12 protein-coding genes and 2 pseudogenes are annotated in these 18774 nt (G+C 38.9%); all 14 read left to right on the top strand.

The window, feature by feature from the left end; all coding sequences use genetic code 11:
• Positions 1 to 42: 42 nt before the first annotated feature.
• On the top strand, positions 43 to 345 hold the full coding sequence (locus ACFIM1_RS03100; RefSeq protein ID WP_375609220.1) for a type IV secretion system protein VirB7: 303 nt from the start codon (positions 43 to 45) through the stop codon (positions 343 to 345).
• Positions 299 to 1003: a virB8 family protein gene (locus ACFIM1_RS03095; RefSeq protein ID WP_375608090.1), complete on the top strand. Its 705-nt coding sequence runs from the start codon at positions 299 to 301 to the stop codon at positions 1001 to 1003. Before ACFIM1_RS03100 ends, ACFIM1_RS03095 begins: the two co-directional genes overlap by 47 nt.
• A complete protein-coding gene (gene virB9, locus ACFIM1_RS03090; RefSeq protein WP_375609219.1) occupies positions 1000 to 1866 on the top strand; it encodes a P-type conjugative transfer protein VirB9 in 867 nt (288 codons plus the stop codon). The genes ACFIM1_RS03095 and virB9 overlap by 4 nt, the downstream gene beginning before the upstream one ends.
• Positions 1859 to 3019 (top strand): type IV secretion system protein VirB10, encoded by a 1161-nt coding sequence (virB10, locus tag ACFIM1_RS03085; RefSeq protein WP_375608088.1) that lies wholly within the window; start codon positions 1859 to 1861, stop codon positions 3017 to 3019. The genes virB9 and virB10 overlap by 8 nt, the downstream gene beginning before the upstream one ends.
• Positions 3016 to 4086: a P-type DNA transfer ATPase VirB11 gene (gene virB11, locus ACFIM1_RS03080; RefSeq protein ID WP_375608087.1), complete on the top strand. Its 1071-nt coding sequence runs from the start codon at positions 3016 to 3018 to the stop codon at positions 4084 to 4086. The genes virB10 and virB11 overlap by 4 nt, the downstream gene beginning before the upstream one ends.
• A gap of 65 nt (positions 4087 to 4151) precedes the next feature.
• Positions 4152 to 4366, top strand: a pseudogene (locus ACFIM1_RS03075) (antitoxin VbhA family protein).
• Positions 4367 to 4376: 10 nt separating this feature from the next.
• Positions 4377 to 6011, top strand: coding sequence for a BID domain-containing T4SS effector (locus ACFIM1_RS03070; protein WP_375609218.1), 1635 nt, complete (start codon positions 4377 to 4379; stop codon positions 6009 to 6011).
• Positions 6012 to 6166: 155 nt separating this feature from the next.
• Positions 6167 to 8086: a Ti-type conjugative transfer system protein TraG gene (gene traG, locus ACFIM1_RS03065; protein ID WP_375608085.1), complete on the top strand. Its 1920-nt coding sequence runs from the start codon at positions 6167 to 6169 to the stop codon at positions 8084 to 8086.
• Positions 8087 to 8602: 516 nt separating this feature from the next.
• Entirely contained in the window at positions 8603 to 10231 is a 1629-nt protein-coding gene (locus tag ACFIM1_RS03060; RefSeq protein WP_375609217.1) for a BID domain-containing T4SS effector, read from the top strand.
• 248 nt (positions 10232 to 10479) lie between these two features.
• Positions 10480 to 10662: pseudogene (locus ACFIM1_RS03055) on the top strand (type IV secretory system conjugative DNA transfer family protein); the annotation flags it as partial.
• A 1606-nt stretch (positions 10663 to 12268) separates the two neighbouring features.
• Positions 12269 to 13867, top strand: coding sequence for a BID domain-containing T4SS effector (locus ACFIM1_RS03050; RefSeq protein WP_375609216.1), 1599 nt, complete (start codon positions 12269 to 12271; stop codon positions 13865 to 13867).
• Between the two features lie 308 nt (positions 13868 to 14175).
• Positions 14176 to 15645: a BID domain-containing T4SS effector gene (locus ACFIM1_RS03045; protein WP_375608082.1), complete on the top strand. Its 1470-nt coding sequence runs from the start codon at positions 14176 to 14178 to the stop codon at positions 15643 to 15645.
• 331 nt (positions 15646 to 15976) lie between these two features.
• The gene (locus ACFIM1_RS03040) at positions 15977 to 16927 is read left to right on the top strand and encodes a BID domain-containing T4SS effector (protein ID WP_375608081.1); all 951 of its coding nucleotides are present in this window, start codon (positions 15977 to 15979) and stop codon (positions 16925 to 16927) included.
• Positions 16928 to 17281: 354 nt separating this feature from the next.
• Positions 17282 to 18592 (top strand): BID domain-containing T4SS effector, encoded by a 1311-nt coding sequence (locus ACFIM1_RS03035; protein WP_375609215.1) that lies wholly within the window; start codon positions 17282 to 17284, stop codon positions 18590 to 18592.
• The last annotated feature ends 182 nt before the right edge of the window (positions 18593 to 18774 follow it).

Raw genomic sequence — 18774 nt, 5'->3', positions numbered from 1 at the left:
ACTCTCATGCATTGTATTCCAAGATATTTGTGAGTTCAAAAAATGAAACGAAAAATAACTTTTGTTATGGTCCTAACAATCGCTCTTACTGGTTGCACCTCTTTGAGTGGCCCCAAAAAACCACCACGCTGTAATGGCAAACATACACGTGCTTTAAATAAAGATAAGTGGAATTGGGACAATAAAAACGTTGTCCATCCAGAAAAAAGCGTAAAGCCTGTTACCACTCCCATCATTCTCAATACTTTGGAAAGTGAAAAAGCAACAGCCAATTCAGCTTTATTAAAGCCAATTATTCATGAAGCACAATCTGATAAAACTGTGGAGGTTACGCGTGAAAAGTGATGCCCTTGAAGAATATATAAAAGAAGCGCGTTCATTTGACATTGACCGCATGCATAGCATGCGTGTGCGAATGAAAATTTCCATGGCTTTAACAGTACTTTTGGGATTGATGACGATTGCGCTAGCTTTAGCTGTCGCCGCTTTGACGCCTTTGAAAACAGTAGAGCCTTTTGTTATCCGCGTTGATAACTCAACAGGCATTATTGATACTGTAAGTGCCCTCAAAGAATCCCCTAACGACTATGATGAAGCGATAACGCGTTATTTTGCTAGCCAATATGTTCGTGCCCGTGAAGGTTTTCAAGCATCAGAAGCAGAAAATAATTTTCGCTTAGTTTCTCTTTTATCTTCTCCCAAAGAACAAAACCGTTTTGCAAAATGGTACGCGGGCAATAATCCAGAAAGTCCGCAAAATATTTATCAAAACATGATTGCTACCGTCACAATCAAATCAATCTCTTTTATAAGCAAAAATCTTATCCAAGTTCGTTACTATAAAACGATCAGAGACTTGAATGAAAAAGAAAATATTTCCCATTGGATTTCAATCTTAAATTTTTCCTACGTAAACGCACACATTTCAACGTCTGATCGTCTTATCAACCCCCTTGGTTTTCAAGTATCGGAATATAGATCTGATCCAGAGGTGATAAAATGATCAGACTTTTACAAACAATCTCTTTAATTTTTACGATCACTCTCAGCTTTCACACAGTCCTCTCATTTGCGGAAACAGCGCCTATTAGCGCACGTAAAGATAACCGCATCAGATTTGTCAATTATGACCCCTACAATGTCGTACAAATTATTGGCTCCATTCGCTCTTCGGTTCAACTAGAATTTGCCGTTGATGAAGAAGTGACCTATGTAGGAATTGGAAATTCGGTTGCTTGGCAAGTTGCACCGGCTGGACACTTTGTTTTTCTCAAACCACGTGAAGTCCAACCTGTAACCAATTTACAAATTGTCACAAGCCGCCAAGATGGAACACAACGCTCTTATCAATTCGAGCTACAAGTCCGTGAAGGCGATGTTTCAGCCGGCAATGAGACGTATTTTTTGGTAAAGTTTCGTTATCCAGAAGATGAAGCCTTACGTAAGAAATTAGCCGAAGCAGAAAAAGAAAAACAACGTGAAGAAAACTTTGTCAATGATATTTTAAATATCCATGAAGATTTTGGACCACGCAATTGGGCTTATGAAGCCCAAGGCTCTCCCCTCATTGAACCTGCTTCTGTCTATGATAATGGGAAAACAACAACCTTTACCTTTTTAGGCAACATTGAAATCCCTGCCATTTACATTGTATCGCCTGATGGGCAAGAGGCCCTTATTCCCAAATCGATTAAAGGCAACAAGGTTATTGTCCATGCAACATCTGCACAATTCACACTACGGCGTGGGAACGAAGTATTGTGCATTTTTAATAAAAGGTTCGTACCAGAAGGAATTAACCCTGAAACGGGTACGACATCACCATCTGTACAACGTAAAGTGAACATAGGAAGCAGCCATGAATAACACCGTGGATGAAAAAAACATTAATGATCGCGATACAATAAAAAATGCTCAGGGAAAAAGCCAACAGAGCAATGTAGGGAAAGCAGTCGCTCTTGTTATTCTTTTTAGTGTCTGTCTTTATTTAGCCTATTCAACACTTGTCACAGAAAAAAAACAACCGGTTGAATCTTCAAAAGAAGAAAAATTTATCAAACAAACAGAACTTTTCCACCCTGCAAAGCCGACCCCTCCCCCCCTTGAACAATCTCAACGAAAGAACGCTCTGTTGCCACAAATCGAGCTACCAACACCAACCATCAATCAATCAAATTCTAATGATCCACTGTTGGAAGCAGCGCAACGTGCTCCTGTATTAGCTTATGCGCATACACAACAAAGCAAAATAGATTCACAAACAAATAATGGCGCTTTGCCTCACCAACTTGAAAACAAACCTGATGAAACGACACAACGTTTTAATCATCTTCTCAAACCCACAGTGCTTGAAGGTATTCGCGCTTCAACCCTTGGCAATCGAAACTACATCATCACGATGGGAACTTCTATCCCTTGTATCTTAGAAACAGCCATCAACAGTGATCAACAAGGTTTTGCCAGTTGTATCGTCTCCAGAGATATCTTATCAGACAATGGTCGTGTTGTTCTTCTTGATAAAGGCACCCAAATTGTTGGTGAATATCGCGCTGGCTTGAAAAAAGGCCAAACACGTCTCTTTGTGCTATGGAATAGAGCAAAAACCCCTAATGGTATCATTATATCCTTAGCTTCACCTGCAACAGATGCTTTAGGGCGTTCTGGTATGGATGGAGACATTGATAATCATTGGTTGGAGCGGATTGGATCTGCACTTCTTGTATCACTAATAAAAGATGCAACACACTATGCCAATAAACGTTTATCAAAAAAACAAGAGAAAGAAGAAACTGAAACACTCTCTTCAGGACAACATATTGCAAATATTGTCGTAGAAAATTACGCCAATATTCCTCCAACATTATCCAAAAACCAAGGAGAAATGGTGAATATTTTTGTTGCCCGCGATTTAGATTTTTCCAGTGTTTATAAATTGAAAGTCATCGAAAACAAAAAACAGATTATCCATCGAGCTGTTTCAAAAAACTTTTACAAAAATTCTACGATACCTTTAAAATGAACCACAACTTACATACCATGAATAATGAAACTGTCGCGATTGTTCTCACAAAACTTGAACCCATCAGTGCTTTTTTGAAAGATGATAGTCTTTTTGAAATTGTTATCAATCGTCCCTATCAAGTAATGACTGAAGGATTTGATGGATGGAAAACAATAGAAGTACCAACTCTCTCTTTTAATGAGCTTATGGGTATTGCGAAAGTTGTCGCGTCCTATTCCAAGCAAAACATATCGGACAAAAACCCAATATTATCTGCCACTCTACCAGGCAATGAACGCATTCAGATTGTCATTCCGCCAGCTGTCGAAAAAGACACGATTAGTATGACAATTCGTAAACCATCATCGCAGAGTTTTTCTCTCGAAGAACTCGCAAATAAAGGACTCTTCTCGCTCTGTGAGCAGGTATCTTTCACGCCATTGAATAATTATCTTTCTCGTTTTAATGAACTCAAAATCATCGAGCATAACTTAGCCAATGCCTACTGTAATAAAGACTTTGTCTCCTTTTTAAATCAAGCTGTAAAATGCCAGAAAAATATTTTAATTGCGGGAAAAACCGGTTCAGGTAAAACAACATTATCAAAAGCATTAATCGCCAAAATTCCTCAAGAAGAACGTATTATCACCATTGAAGACACACAAGAATTGCTGATACCGCATCCTAATCATGTCTCGATGCTCTATTCAAAAGATGGACAAGGCTTAGCCTCCGTTGGTCCCAAAGAATTGCTTGAATCATCTTTACGGATGCGTCCTGACCGTATTCTTTTGCAAGAACTTCGAGATGGTACAGCCTTTTATTATATCCGCAATGTCAATTCAGGCCATCCAGGTTCCATTACGACGGTTCATGCATCAACGGCCCTTGCTGCCTTTGAGCAAATGACCCTTTTGGTCAAAGAAAGTGATGGAGGGGGTGATTTAGAGCGTGATGATATTCGAGGACTGTTGATTTCAATGATTGATATCATCATCCAATGCAAACGGGTTGAAGGAAAGTTTAAGGTCACAGAAATTTATTATGACCCCTTCAAACAACGAAACATCTTTGGAGGTGACTAAAAGAGGATCACACCGGCTGCCGAAGAATCTTTTAAAGCAATAATTGGCCATAAAAGGAAAAATGCATGAAAACCCAAACAATAAAAATTAGAGAAAATCTTTTATCAATAACAATGGAAGATTTAAAAAAAACGCCGTGAAGCCGTTGACGCAACCATCAGCACCCATGCAATAGAGGATATAAAGCTTCACTCCAAAACGCTAAAAATTCTAGAAGGATATGCAAAGGGGACATTTCACTCGAGAATTTAACACTCGTATGGACAACGTAAAATTATAAGGAAGCTGCGATGCCAAAAGCAAAAGCAAAGACAAAAAATATACAGACAGTTTCTCCCCATCATTATGTCTACCCAAACACCACAACACTCAAAAATAAATATGGAATAAAAGACTTAAAATCCTTTCTGGATAAATGCTCACAGGATACAGCAGAAGCGATGGTTAATCTGCGTGAATCCCCCGTACCAGAAAAGTTTGATAGCTCCTATCTATGCTCTATACATCACCACTTATTTAAAAATACCTTTGAATGGGCTGGATATCTGCGCCATCTCCCCTTTACATTTGAAGATGGTACCATAGCCGCCATGCCCGAAATGAAAAGAACAGGATGGGAAAATCCTTTTGCACTCGGCGATGAAATCCAAGACGGTTTACAAAAATTAGATCAAACGCTTGCCGAAAAAGATAATTTGCAAGGCTTAACGCGTGAGAAATTTAACGCTGAAGCAATAAGCTTATTTAACGCCCTTAACCAACTTCATCCTTTTAGAGAAGGCAATGGACGTACACAACGGGTCTTTTTTGAAAATCTCGCCAAAGCCGCAGGGCATCAGCTTGACTTTTCACTTGTTACAAAAGAACGCATGATGCTCGCCAGTGTTGCTGTAGCAGAAAATGGGAACCTAGAGCCAATGCAGCATCTGTTTGAAGATATCTCTAATCCCAATAAAATACTTCTTTTAAAGGAATTCATGAGCAACATGAAAGAACTTGGGCGCAATGTTAATAATCGTCCTGTTATGGTTGCAAAAGAAGGTGAAACCTACACAGGCATCTATAGGGGTGCTGGTTATGATAGCTTTGCTTTCAATGTGAAAGGTGCTTACATCATCGGCAATAAAGAACAGCTCACGCCAGAACAACTCAAAACATTAAAACCCGGTGACAAATTTACCTTTACAGTCCCAAAAACAAAAGAGCTTGAAAGTATTCTCATTCCAGAAGAGAGATTAGCCCCTTTGACAGAAAATGAAAAAGCCGAAATGATTGCTGAAGATTCTTGCGTCCACACAAGCTTAAAACAAATCCAGAAATTGTCAAAAATTGTTTATGGTAACGAAAAAATATTAGACAAACAGATGGTAGAGATCATCAAAAATCCAAGCTTAGGCCAGCAGCTCGCCAACCAGATTGAAAGAGCACCATACTCTATTTCTCATCTTGCCGGTTTCAGTTTATGTGGACTACAAAATCAGGCACGCGCAAACGCTAAAAATCATCTTGAGATGCTCTGTACTGCCGTTGCAAATTTTGCCCATGCAGTGAGACATGCTGGGAAGGAAATTACGCAAGAACATGCAACAGAACAGAAGCGCCGTGCAACCACAGTAGAAATGCCAAGTCAAAGCTTGCAAGACCTCTTCACCTTGCCAAAAGAATTACAGCAAGAAGCTTTAGCAAAAAATCCTTCACTGCAAAAAGAGCTTACCGACTTTGTAAAAAACATCAATACCCGTCTCTCACAAAATGAACATAAAGCAGTCAAAAATAATGAGTATGAAACATTGGCTCAAAGTATTGGTGTATCAGAAAGTAAAGCTAGGCAAATTACAGAAATTATTAAGCAAACCAAAGAAGTACATCAACGAGCACAAATATGCACAATGCATCGTTCCCAAGCATTTGCTATGGCCTGCTAAGAATAGATAAAACCTTCCTCCTTAATGAGAAAGGCTCATAAGCAAAAACTGTCTGGCGTTATCTGCACCTTTGCAAAAAGAGATGAGAGTTCATATCACACACCTGGAAAAGAGCATTTCGCAACATATTCTGACAGAATTGAAAGTAAAATACAATGAAATATACCAAAACACAAATGGTACTCATTTTAACACCGATCGCTTTAGGTGCTTTAACAATATTCCTTGTCCCTCACTTTTTGTTGTTTATAACAAATGGACTAAAGAGCGATCAAATTTATTGGACTCTTCGTTCAGAACCTTTATTAGTCCTAGCACTAACGGCTACTGTTTCATTGTTTTATAGTCTCTCGCAAAAACTGCACCTGCGTAGAATAATCACTTTTGTCTCCATTGTCTTTTTTGGAATGACTTCTCTTTACTATATTGGTGGTGAAATAAAACGCTTAAGTCCCTATGTTGGACAACAAGGAATAACGTGGAGCTACGCTCTTCAATTTATGGATCCCATGGTTGTCTTTGGCATCATCATTGGTGTTTTTTTGTCCCTCATTCAATTCATAACAACCTCTCCACCTAAAAATAAGGTCAAGCGTGCAAAAAAAGGTGTTTTTGGTGAAGCATCATGGATGAATTTAAGAGAGGCAGCAAAAATCTTTCCTGCCAATGGGCAAATTGTTGTGGGTGAAAGATACCGCGTTGATCAAGATAATGTGTGCAAAGTTCCCTTTGCACCTGGCAATAAAACAACATGGGGAAAGGGTGGAACAGCCCCTTTGCTGACCTTTAATCTTGATTTTGGTTCAACCCATATGATCTTTTTTGCTGGTTCTGGTGGCTATAAAACCACAAGTACAGTAGTTCCCACGTGTTTAACCTATCCAGGGTCTATTATTTGTCTTGATCCTTCAACAGAAGTTGCCCCAATGGTCAAATTTGCGCGTCAAAAAATGGGAAATAGAAATGTTATTGTTCTCGATCCCAATTCATTGTTAACAAAAAATTTTAATGTTATCGACTGGCTTTTAGATGATAGCGTACCACGCACACAACGTGAAGCAAATATTGTTAGCTTTTCCAAATTGCTTCTCACAGATAAAAAATCAGACAATTCTTCAGCGGAATATTTCTCAACACAAGCCCATAATCTTTTAACCGCTCTTCTTGCCCATGTCATATTTTCTGACGAATATGAAGACAGCGAGCGCAATTTAAAAACTTTGCGTGGAATTCTCTCTCAATCAGAGACAGCTGTTGTTAATCAATTGCGCATGATTCAAGAAACAACACCTTCTCCTTTTATTCGTGAAATGGTGGGTATTTTTACAGAAATGGCAGAGCAAACCTTTTCAGGAGTCTATACAACCGCCTCAAAAGACACCCAATGGCTTTCTTTATCCAATTATGCAGATCTTGTCTGCGGAGATGATTTTTTTTCCTCAGATATTGCCAATGGCAATACAGATGTTTTTCTCAATCTCCCCGCAAGCATTTTAAACAGTTATCCAGCTATTGGACGTGTGATTATTGGCGCCTTTCTCAATGCCATGGTTACAGCAGACGGTAACTATAAAAAGCGTGTTTTATTCGTCTTAGATGAAGTTGATCTTCTAGGCTATATGAATATTTTAGAAGAAGCCCGCGATCGTGGACGTAAATACGGCACATCCTTGATGCTCTTTTATCAATCCACGGGTCAGTTGGTCAATCACTTTGGCGAAGCAGGAGCACGTTCATGGTTTGAAAGCTGCTCCTTTGTCAGTTATGCGGCCATTAAAGACCTTCAAACAGCTAAAGACATTTCAGAACGCTGTGGTCAAATGACCGTTGAAGTCACCGGAACGAGCAAATCAAGAGGTTTATCTTTAGGAAAAAGTTCTTACAACATCAATTACCAACAAAGAGCTCTCATTTTACCCCACGAGATTATTCAAGAAATGCGTCAAGATGAACAAATTATTCTTATGCAAGGACAACCCCCTTTGCGATGTGGTCGCGCCATCTATTTCAGAAGAAAAGAAATGTTAGCCGCAGCTGCAAAAAACCGTTTTGCTCCAAAAGCACAGAAAAACTAAAAAACACCCTCCAATGGAGGTCATGCATCAAAACAAAAACATCAAAGGATAAAAACAGAGATTCTATCTCATAAAAGCCTATAAAGAAGGAATTCCCGCTTGATACAACAAGAAAAATATAGGGAAAAGTCTTTGAATGATGGTATTATGCCTGTGCTTACCAATGCCAATTTTCTTTATAAAGCACTCTCCTCATCTCCAAATAATAAATACCAATCATATCTATGCCTTGAGAATCCTATCAAGAAACTTTTGAAGGCACCGCTTTTATAGGAAAATTTTTCTACAAAAAAATTAAAAGACAATATGCATGAAAACAACCCAAATGAACTATTCTCTCTCAGTAAAAGAAAAAAGTGCCAAGATAAAGATTGATACACTCAAAAACACCTACGAATTTGAGGGATTTTTTCCTCACCCAAGTCTCAACATCTCAAAACAATATGCGTGGGGGATTTTCAAACAAAAAGTTTAACACACTCTCATAGACAATGTAACATTATAAGGAATGTAACAATGCCAAAAGCAAAAGAAAAAACAAAAGGAATTCCCTCACCCCATAATTATATCTATCTTGGTACCCAAATTCTCAAAAATAGATATGGAGAAACAGATTTAAAACGCTTTCTGGAAAAATGCTCACATGATAGGCAAAAAGCCATGATCAATCTGCGTGCAGAACCCCTGCCAGAATATTTTAATTCAACTTATCTATGCCATATCCACCAACAATTGTTTAAAAATACCTTTGTATGGGCTGGACATCTGCGTCATATCCCCTTCGCATTTACAGACGATAGCATTGCTGCCATGCCAGAAATGAAAAGAATGGAATGGGGCAATAATTTTGCAACTGGTGAAGAAATCCCTGAACTCTTACAAAAATTAGATCAAACGCTTGCCGAAAAAAACAATTTGCAAGGCTTAACACGCGAAGAATTTGTCAAGGAAGCAACGAGTCTATTTTATTCTCTTCACAAAATCCACCCATTCATAGATGGCAATGAGCACACAGAACAAGTCTTTTTTGAAAATCTTGCCAAAGCTGCAGGACATCAGCTTGACTTTTCGCTTGTCACACAAAAACGTATGATGGCTGCCTGTAGCGAAGCAATGCAATATAACAATACACAACTGTTGAAAGATCTTTTTGAGGATATCTCCAATCCCCCCAAAATACGTCTTTTAAAAGAATTTATGGACCACATAAACAATACGGGACGCAACGTGGATGATCGCCTTGTTATGGCAACAAAGGCAGGAGAAACCTATATAGGAACTTATAAAGGTTGTTATTCAGAAAGTTTTATACTCGATATGCAAGGAACTTACATCATTGGTAGCAAAGATGATCTCACACCAGAACGATTAAAAACATTAAAACCTGGTGATATCATTACCTTTACCGCCCCCAACAGCAAAGAGCTTGAAAACACGCTTATTCCAAAAGAAACATTAGCGCCTCTCACAAAAAGTGAATGTGCCAAAACAGTTGCGCTAGATAGTTACGTTCTCAAAGCTCAAAAGCAAGTCCGAGCTTACGCAAAAACTGTTTATGGTGACGCAAACGTATTAAACGAACAGATAGAAGAGATTATTAAAAATCCAGAATTAGGCAGACAGTTTGCTAATCAGATTAAACAGGCACCGCACTCTGTTTCTCCTCTTGCAGGTTTTAGTATATGCGGTCTACAAAATCCGACACGTGTACACGCTCGAAATTATCTTGATGTGCTCTCTCTTGCAATTGAGAATTATGTGTATACTGTAGAAGCTACCTATAATATAGTCACTCGAGACCATAAAATTAAACAAGAACGCCTTGGAAAAGCGGTAGAGAATCCCAGTCAAAACTTGCAAAATATTTTTGCTTTATCACCGGAAAAACAAAGAGAAATCTTGTCTCAATCTCCTCAATTATACCAAGAGCTCCGTACTTTTATAAACAGTTTAGAACATCGTCTCTCATCAAACGAATGTAGTGCGATCACAAACAAAGATTATGAAACACTTGCACAAAGTATTGGTATATCAGAACAGAAAGCACGAGAAATTACCGACATTGTTCAAAAAGCAAGGAACACTCATAGCCAATTCTACACACGCACACAAAATCGTTCAAATACACTTGCTATGGCCAACTAAAAAATATGAAACTTTGTTTTTTTGATTTAAACACCTATGTGGAAGAGATATTTTAATATTCTTATCATACATGCAAAAAACAGACTACTTAAGCGCCCTACCACCAATTTTGCACATAGCATATACACCATATCCAAAGCAATTGGACAGGATAATTGTTAATTCCTTTTAAACGTCATGATTACTAATGACGAAAGCTACAAAAGCCTATTTTATTTGTCTTAGATGGAGTCGATTTTCGTGGTTATATGAATATTTTAAAAAGAGCACTCATTTTACCCCACGAGATTATTCAAGAAATGCGTCAAGATGAACAAATTATTCTGATGCAAGGCTCCCCTTCGCGATGTGGTTGCGCCATCTATTTCAGAAGAAAAGAAATGTTAGCCGCTGCTGCAAAAAACCGTTTTGCCCCACAAAAGAAAAACTAACCTCCATGATGAGATATTGATGAAAAATAACAAAAAAAGGTATACATCCCTGTTTTTTTTAAAGCCTGTGAACGAAAAAACTCCGTCCACATATAAGAAAAACAGGGTCAAAAAATCCATGATTTTTTCTTTTGTATTTTGTGCATCATTTACCAGCAACCATGATTTTTAAGAAGTCTCTATAAAAAACGTTCATACACCCAACCAATAGCGACACCAATATCCCCCAAAAAGGAACACATTCCTACAAAGGATTTTCATATATAATTTAGAAAATACATTGATTCATAATGATAATTTATATTTTTATGTTGAATGAGAGACCAAATAGCGTAAGATTTTCTCATTTCAAATCTGCTCCACGTTAACTCAATCACAACCCTATTACTTCGCATGTCACAAGCGGGCCCCCAAGTGAAGTGGAACTGTACAAGAAAGGCATGCCTTTTCATAAATCGCCTCAATGTCCAAGGGGTGGTCCGCAATATTTTAGCGCTGGCATAAAGTGTGTGATGGTACCAGATTCTTTATGAAGCGTAAAAATGGGAGCGCTCAATAGATTTTATACGCTTTATGAGGGCTTTACCCCATCGCCAAATGAGTGTGTTAAAAGATGTATCTTTAAAATAATCCTGTAAAGATGCAACACAATGGTGTTCTTATTTTACGTAAAAAACGTGCCTCCATTAAAGAATATAATAAACAAAAGATTTGCCTTTGAAACAAGAAACTCTCAAAATACCCACACGATAAACACTGGTTCCCCCCAAAAAAACATCCAAGATATACACTAAAATGAATAAAACATTCTTAGACAAAGTTTTTCCCCTTTACGATATCATCATGTGTTCTATTTTAACAGCCAAGTGCTGAAAAACACCTTTTTTCCTAGCCAAAAAAAGTTTTCCCCCTCTTATGGATCTTAAAGCAGCGCGATACAATTAAGAGCAACAACACAAAGTAAAAAACATTTTGTTGCAAACATACGCAAACAAGATGTCCACATACACCAATAAGAAAAACATAATGGAGAAAAATTCTTGATAACTGCTTTTATCTATAGACTTCCTAACCTAAACACTATGTATGAAAAGTCCCCAAGTCATCCAATAATCAAGAGCAATATTCTCCGTCACATCCACGCCCTTCATCAAAGTGCTCTTGCAAACAACTTTGCTAAAGGCAAAACAGCGAAAATATTAAGCAACATTTTTCTTTTCGACCTCTTTCCCTCCACCTCAAAGGATAAAGATTTCACCCAAAATCGATTTATAAAAAATCCATCTTTTGCTCCCTCTTAGATTTCATATCACCGTCTTAAATATCGATATTTTACAGTACAACAGAATAATAAATAAAAGGAAACATTATAGAAGCTAAAATAAATGAAAAAAGAATAGGCATGAAAACAATCGCAATAGAACATTATGTATCTCTCAAACCACAAGCCTCTCAAAAGAGTTGATACAACTATCCGCACACTTGAGGGAAAAGTGTTCCCTCTCATAACACCCAAAATCTCAAAAGAATATGCGAAGGGGAATTTTTCACATACAGCGTTTAAGACGCTTATCAACCACGACCTTACCTACTTAGGAGAGATTACATGTTAGAGCAAAATTATCTATATAAAGGAACAAAAACACTCAAAAATAAATATGGCATCAAAGACCCTAAAAAACTGTATGAACGCAGTACCCATGACATCGCTAAAGAAGCCGTCAATTTTCGTCACGAACCGCTCCCACAAAAATTTGATTTCACTTATTTAAAATTAATCCATTGGAGCCTCTTCCACAAAACTTTTGAATGGGCGGGCCACACCCGCGATACATTTTTTACATTTGAAGATGGCACCACTGCCCATATGCCGGCAATGCGTCCCAAAGGTTGTGAAGCTCCTTTTGCTATCGGTCCACAGATAAAAAAAGAACTCACACAACTCGAAAAAACACTTAATGAGAAGAACAATTTAAAAGGTTTATCGCGCCAAGAATTTGCTGAAAATGCCGCTGAAGTTTTTATGGCGCTCGAGCACGCGCATCCTTTCAGAAAAGGCAATGGGCGCGTCAATAGAATGTTTATGGAAAAACTTGGACAAGCAGCAGGACATACCATTGACTTTTCTTTCATCACAAAGAAACGCATGACAACAGCTTGTATTGAAGCTATGCAATATGGCAATTCCCAACCGATGAAAGATCTTTTTGAAGATATCACCCATCCACAAAAAGCCCTTGTTTTAAAAGAATTTATCTCCCAGATGAGAGAAACTGGACTGGATGAAATTAACAATCGTGTTGTTGTTGCAGCAAAGGAAGGGATTCCCTATGAAGGCGTCTTTAGAGGTTTTTCAGCAGAAGGTTTTGTCATGGAAATAGAAGGTGCTTTCGTCGTCGGACACAAAGATGATCTTCCCCCAGAACTCGTTAAAACATTACAAAACGGTGCCAACCTTTGCTTTCAAAAAACCAATGTTCAAAATGTAAAAGAAACATTGATTCCAAAAGAAACATTAACATCTCTCACACATGAAGAGTTATTCACAAAGATTTCAAATGACGCTTATGTTGAAGCATGCCGAAAAGAAATCAAAAATTTATCAAAGCTCGTTTATGGTAAAGCACAAGCCTTAAATACAAAAATGGATATCTTAACGGCTGATCCAAGCTTAGGAAATCAGTTTGCTGATGAAATTTTACAAAACCCTCAATCAATTTCTAAACTTGCAGGAAGAAAAATACTTGACATAAAAAGCCCGAATCGCAGACAAGCTGAACAGGCTGTTCCACAACTCAGCCAATCACTTAGAGATTATGCCACAATAACACAACAAACAAAAGATGCAATTCTAGAACAACACCAAAGAGAACAAAAACGCTTGAGCCACACTGTCGAAAAACCTGGAAAAAATTTACAAAACCTTTTTGCCTTACCAGAAGAACAACAAAGGGGAGCTTTATTGCATTCTCGTTCACTGCGACAAGAACTCCATCACTTTTCGCGCCAACTACACAATCGTCTATCCTCAGAAGATCGTAAAGCTATACAAGAAAAAGACCATACCAGACTCGCGTGCCTCCTTGGGACATCGGAAAGAAAAGCAAAAGAAATTACGAATACTGTAAAGAACACCCAAGAAGCACAATGTCAAGCCCGCAGTTTGAAAGTTAGTCGTTCCTCATCGCTTGCTCTTACTGGATAAAAACGCATGAACTTTTGCCTTCCAAAAGAACTCTTTAAGCTAATCATTTTATCTCCATTGCGTCTACCAATTGTTTTAGAATATTATAAAAAATAGTCCTAAAAATAGATCCGATAATTTACTATAACTTATTGATAAAATTTCATAAAAAAACTGTATAAAAAACATAAATGTCCATTACATATAAACATGAATAGCGCGAAATCTTTGGAGATCATTAAATTTGATATCTTACTTGTGTCTTGAAGTTATCAAAAAGTGGGAAATGCGCCAAAGAGGCTTTCTAAAAATATTGAAAGGAAACAGCCATGAAAAAAAGTCACCCACAACCAGCTCCCCAGAACCCAGCCCCCCAGAAACGAGAAGCTCTTTACGCAAATCTCAGTAGAAGCGGAAATGGTTCACAAGGGCCCTTACAACAAGAAGCATCTCCTTACGACAAACCGAGAGGGAAAACAAATGAGCAAAAAAATTCCCCCTACAATACACAAAGAGAAAGTGCATATGAGACGCCCTCTTCTCCACAACCACTAGGAACTATCTATGCTCCCCAATACCCATTAGGAGCTAGCCGTGCAACGGTTGGTAGGGGCTCGCGTGAGCCTTCTCCAGAAAACCCCTCAAATCCCTATGCAGTCGTTAATCTAGCGTCGGGTGAAACAGAGTTCCAAGAACGAATAAACCCCCTCTACAGCTCACCGAGCGGAAGCTCTCAGGATGTGCGATTTCCCCAAGAACCAGAACATCTCTATGCAGAGCCTGATTTTAGCGAAAATAGTGGACGCTCTCCCCATAAACCTCTAGAATCTGTCTATGCAAAACTTGGCATGGAGACTGAAGGCGGGCAAGAACCTCAAAAACCAGAACATCTCTATGCAGAACCTGATTTTAGCGAAAATAGTGGACGCTCTCCCCATAAACCTCTAGAATCTGTCTATGCAAAACTTGGCATAGAGGCTGAAGGCGGGCAAGAACCTCAAAAACCAGAACATCTCTATGCAGAACCTGATTTTAGCGAAAATAGTGGACGCTCTCCCCATAAACCTCTAGAATCTGTCTATGCAAAACTTGGTATGGGCGCTGAAGGCGGGCAAGAACCTCAAAAACCAGAACATCTCTATGCAGAACCTGATTTTAGCGAAAATGGTGGGCGCTCTCCCCATAAAACTCTAGAATCTGTCTATGCAAAACTTGGCATGGAGACTGAAGGCGGGCAAGAATCCCAACAACGAGAAAATCCCATCTACCAAGGCGTTGGAAGAGCAGCAACACCTCCTCCAAGAACCTCAAAAGAGGTGATTACAACAAAGCTTTTACAAAGCAGAGAATTTCAATATGGTGTAAGAGAAACCCAAGAATGGTGCGCTGTTGTTTATGGTAACCCACATGCTTTGAATGAACCACTTGCTCAGATTCTTGAAGATCCCCTAAATGCAGAAAAAGTCTTATGGAACCTTTTAGAAAATCCTGAAAGCCCTGCTAAACTCGCTGGTCGGCAAGTGCTTGGCGTAAAAAGCCCCGATCGCAGAGCAGCTGAAGATGGTTTTTCTCCCCTTTGCTCAGCTCTTGAAAGGCATATTGGTAACGCACAAAAGCTCCATAAACAGTTTACACGTGAACATGAAAGAGGTCAAAGACAAGAAAGTCCAGAAAGAGAGGCAAGACACAGACGTCATCACCATCATCGTCGTCACACAAGAGAACAAAACCATGAAAGTCCAGAGCACAGCCCTCAACGACCAAAACATGGAGAAAAAGGATTTTCTTATGCCATGTAAGGAGGCATAGGCATAAAAAACAGATAGTTTTTGTTTTTCATGTAATCTCTTTTTCATAGAGTCTCTTGGTGCAAGTCATTTTATTGTGGTTGCGCCAAGAGTTGTTTTAGAATGTTACATAAAATATGTCCTAAAAATGGATTCTGTAATTTATTATAACTTATTGATTAAGATTTCATAAAAAAACTGTATAAAAGACATAAATGTTCATTACATATCGATATGAATAGCACGAAATCTTTGGAGGTCATTTGTTGGATATCTTGTTATCAAAACTAAAAATGGGGAATGTACCAAAGAGGTTTTCTAAAAATATTGAAAGGAAACAGCCATGAAAAAAAGTCACCCACATTCAGAAACCCAGAGAACAGAGCCCCTCTATGCACAAGTTAATAAACCAACCAGAGGAAACCAGCGCAGACCAACCCCAGAAGAGGACGTTCTATACGCAACAGTTGGCAGTGTTACCCCTTCTTCAAGAGATAAACATCAAAGGAAAGAAGATCCTGAAACTGACTATACAACGGTTGCTTCTCCAAAACACGAAGCTGATGTTCTATACGCATCAGTTAGCAGCGTTACCCCTTCTTCAAGAGGTAAACATCAAAGGAAAGAAGATCCTGAAACTGACTATACAACGGTTGCTTCTCCAAAACACGAAGCTGATGTTCTATACGCATCAGTTAGCAGCGTTACCCCTTCTTCAAGAGGTAAACATCAAAGGAAAGAAGATCCTGAAACTGACTATACAACGGTTGCTCCACAACAAAGAGGAAGATCTTCATCTTCCCTCACAACTGAGCAAATAGCTGTCATGCTTTTAAAAAATCCACACGTTCAAGCACGTGTAGAAGAGGTTATGCATTGGGGTCAGATCGTTTATGGCAATAACAACCTTTTCCAGGAACACTTGCAAGGAATACTTACAGATCCCAGTAAAGGAAAAGATCTTTCAAATCGACTTGCTGAAAATCCTGAATCTATACATAAGCTCGCTGGCCATTCTGCACTTGGCCTAAAAAGTCAGGCACGCAAAGCAGCTGAAGACGGTTTTGGGCCGCTCATTGACGCCATTGATAGTTATACAAAGACTGTACAAGATGCAACAACAAGACTATTGCAAACCCCTATGGCGGAACAAAGACGCCAGCAAGAAAATTCTCAGAAAACTGAAAGGGGCCATCATCATCGTCATCACGAAAGAGAACAAAACCGGGAGAGTCCAGAGCACAGCCCTCAACGACAAAGACATGGAGAAAAAGGATTTTCTTATGCCATGTAAGGAGGCATAGGCATAAAAACAGATAGTTTTTGTTTTTCATGTAATCTTTTTTCATAGAATTTCTTGGCGCAAATCGTTTCGTTGCGATTGCGCCAAAAATTGTTTTAGAATGTTACAAAAAATGATCCTAAAATAGTCCTAAAAATGGACTCTGTAATTTACGATAACTTATTGATAAAATTTCATAAAAAAACTGTATAAAAGACATAAATCTCCATTAGGCTGGTTGTGAATAGCGCAGATCTTTGGAGCTCATTCAGCTCAATATTTTCTTTTATCTCAAAGCGATCCAAGCATAAAAGGCAAGAATGCTCCAAAGAAGTTTTCTAAAACAATTCTTGAAAGGAAACATGCATGAAAAAAAACCATCCTCATCCTTTTCTATCCTCTTCAATACAAGAACTTATAAAGCTTTATGAACAAGCGGCGGCAGAAGTCTCTGGTCCAGCCCCCCTCTCTAAAGAAGCTCCTTCAAAAAGCAAAAGGCTGTCAACGATACTGGAAAAAGATGAGGAAAGACAATCTCTTTTAAGAGAAGAAACTGTTACGGAAGAAATTGCACAGGCATCCGTTAGAATGACACATTCAACAACATCTCTCACAAGAAGTGGCTCGACCAAAAGACCGCAAGAAGCTGAAACGACATACGCAACAGTTCCTCCACAAGTTGCTTCACAAAAGGCAACTATAATCCTCTCAGAAGAAGAAATCACTAAATTTCTTCCACACAATTCATTGGTTCGAGCATATCAAGAAGAAATCCAACGTTTATCCGCAAATGCCTACGGCAACCCAAACATTTTGCAAGAAAAAATGCAGGAAATTCAAAAAAATACCGCTGCAGGAGAGGAGCTCTCATGGCGCATGGCAGCCCATCCTGAAAGTATCGCTAAACTTTCCGGTACCAGCATGTTGGGCTTCAAAAATCGAACGCGTAGACAAGCGGAAGAGAGTTATTCCGCCCTATGTGTCACCATTGATTGTTATACAGAAGCTGTAAAACAGGCAAGAGAGAGCCTCGTACAATCTCCAGAGAAAGAACTCAAAAACTATGAAGGCTTTATGGGGAAGGAAGCCGTCGCTGAACTTCTAAAAAAACCGGATCGTTCCCAAAGAGAAGAAGAAAGCCTTTCAGAAGTAGAAATTTCTACCCAAATTCACCAACATGCAAACGTCAAAAGATACCATGCCCAAATCCAATATTGGTGTAAAGTTGTTTTTGGGAACGAAAACACTTTACAATCACATGTGGAAACGCTTTTCCAAAACCCTAAAACAATAGAACAGCTGGCACAGCAACTTGCCGAAAATCCTCAGTCTTTTAACAAATACACTGGTCACAACTTTTGTGGTTTTAAAAATCAAGCACGCAGACATGCTGAAGCGGGGCTTTCTCATCTCATTGACGCCACTGACAATTATGCAACAGCTGTAACACAAGTAAGAGAGAGCCTTTCAAAAATTCAGAAGACAAAACAAGAACGCCATGAAACATCTGAGAGAGCGCAAAACTTGCATCAACAACAAAGCGCCTTACAGTCTACTCAACGCCCTGAGCCTTCAACAGTAACGCATGAAGGAACAACACCCTCTACGCAACAAAGAGAAACAGATTTTCGTCCTCGCAAAACTGCCGCCCCAAAAGCGATGGCTTTTGCCAGCTAAACAGACATACATTTTCACGTTGAATCGAACGTCTTGGCGCAGCCATGGGAGGGGTTATTTGCGCCAAGAGAGAGAAAGTTAAAACAAAACTCATTCTCTCACCACTTAATCTAAGCTATTGATAAAACAGTATTTAGAGAGTGATTATGATCTGCACTAAGAGAGTCAAATCTTGTGAAACT

Source organism: Bartonella sp. AC158YNML (assembly GCF_042196725.1).
GTDB lineage: Bacteria > Pseudomonadota > Alphaproteobacteria > Rhizobiales > Rhizobiaceae > Bartonella.
The sequence above is the reverse complement of the archived record's forward strand: the minus strand, read 5'-3'. Positions and strand labels throughout refer to the sequence as shown.

Bases quoted from the DNA above. Each gene is read 5' to 3' on its own strand.
- traG (WP_375608085.1), top strand. From the start codon at position 6,167: ATGAAATATACCAAAACACAAATGGTACTCATTTTAACACCGATCGCT.
- ACFIM1_RS03045 (WP_375608082.1), top strand. From the start codon at position 14,176: ATGAAAAAAAGTCACCCACAACCAGCTCCCCAGAACCCAGCCCCCCAG.
- virB10 (WP_375608088.1), top strand. From the start codon at position 1,859: ATGAATAACACCGTGGATGAAAAAAACATTAATGATCGCGATACAATA.
- ACFIM1_RS03035 (WP_375609215.1), top strand. From the start codon at position 17,282: ATGAAAAAAAACCATCCTCATCCTTTTCTATCCTCTTCAATACAAGAA.
- ACFIM1_RS03060 (WP_375609217.1), top strand. From the start codon at position 8,603: ATGCCAAAAGCAAAAGAAAAAACAAAAGGAATTCCCTCACCCCATAAT.
- ACFIM1_RS03070 (WP_375609218.1), top strand. From the start codon at position 4,377: ATGCCAAAAGCAAAAGCAAAGACAAAAAATATACAGACAGTTTCTCCC.
- ACFIM1_RS03040 (WP_375608081.1), top strand. From the start codon at position 15,977: ATGAAAAAAAGTCACCCACATTCAGAAACCCAGAGAACAGAGCCCCTC.
- ACFIM1_RS03100 (WP_375609220.1), top strand. From the start codon at position 43: ATGAAACGAAAAATAACTTTTGTTATGGTCCTAACAATCGCTCTTACT.
- ACFIM1_RS03050 (WP_375609216.1), top strand. From the start codon at position 12,269: ATGTTAGAGCAAAATTATCTATATAAAGGAACAAAAACACTCAAAAAT.
- ACFIM1_RS03095 (WP_375608090.1), top strand. From the start codon at position 299: ATGAAGCACAATCTGATAAAACTGTGGAGGTTACGCGTGAAAAGTGAT.
- virB9 (WP_375609219.1), top strand. From the start codon at position 1,000: ATGATCAGACTTTTACAAACAATCTCTTTAATTTTTACGATCACTCTC.
- virB11 (WP_375608087.1), top strand. From the start codon at position 3,016: ATGAACCACAACTTACATACCATGAATAATGAAACTGTCGCGATTGTT.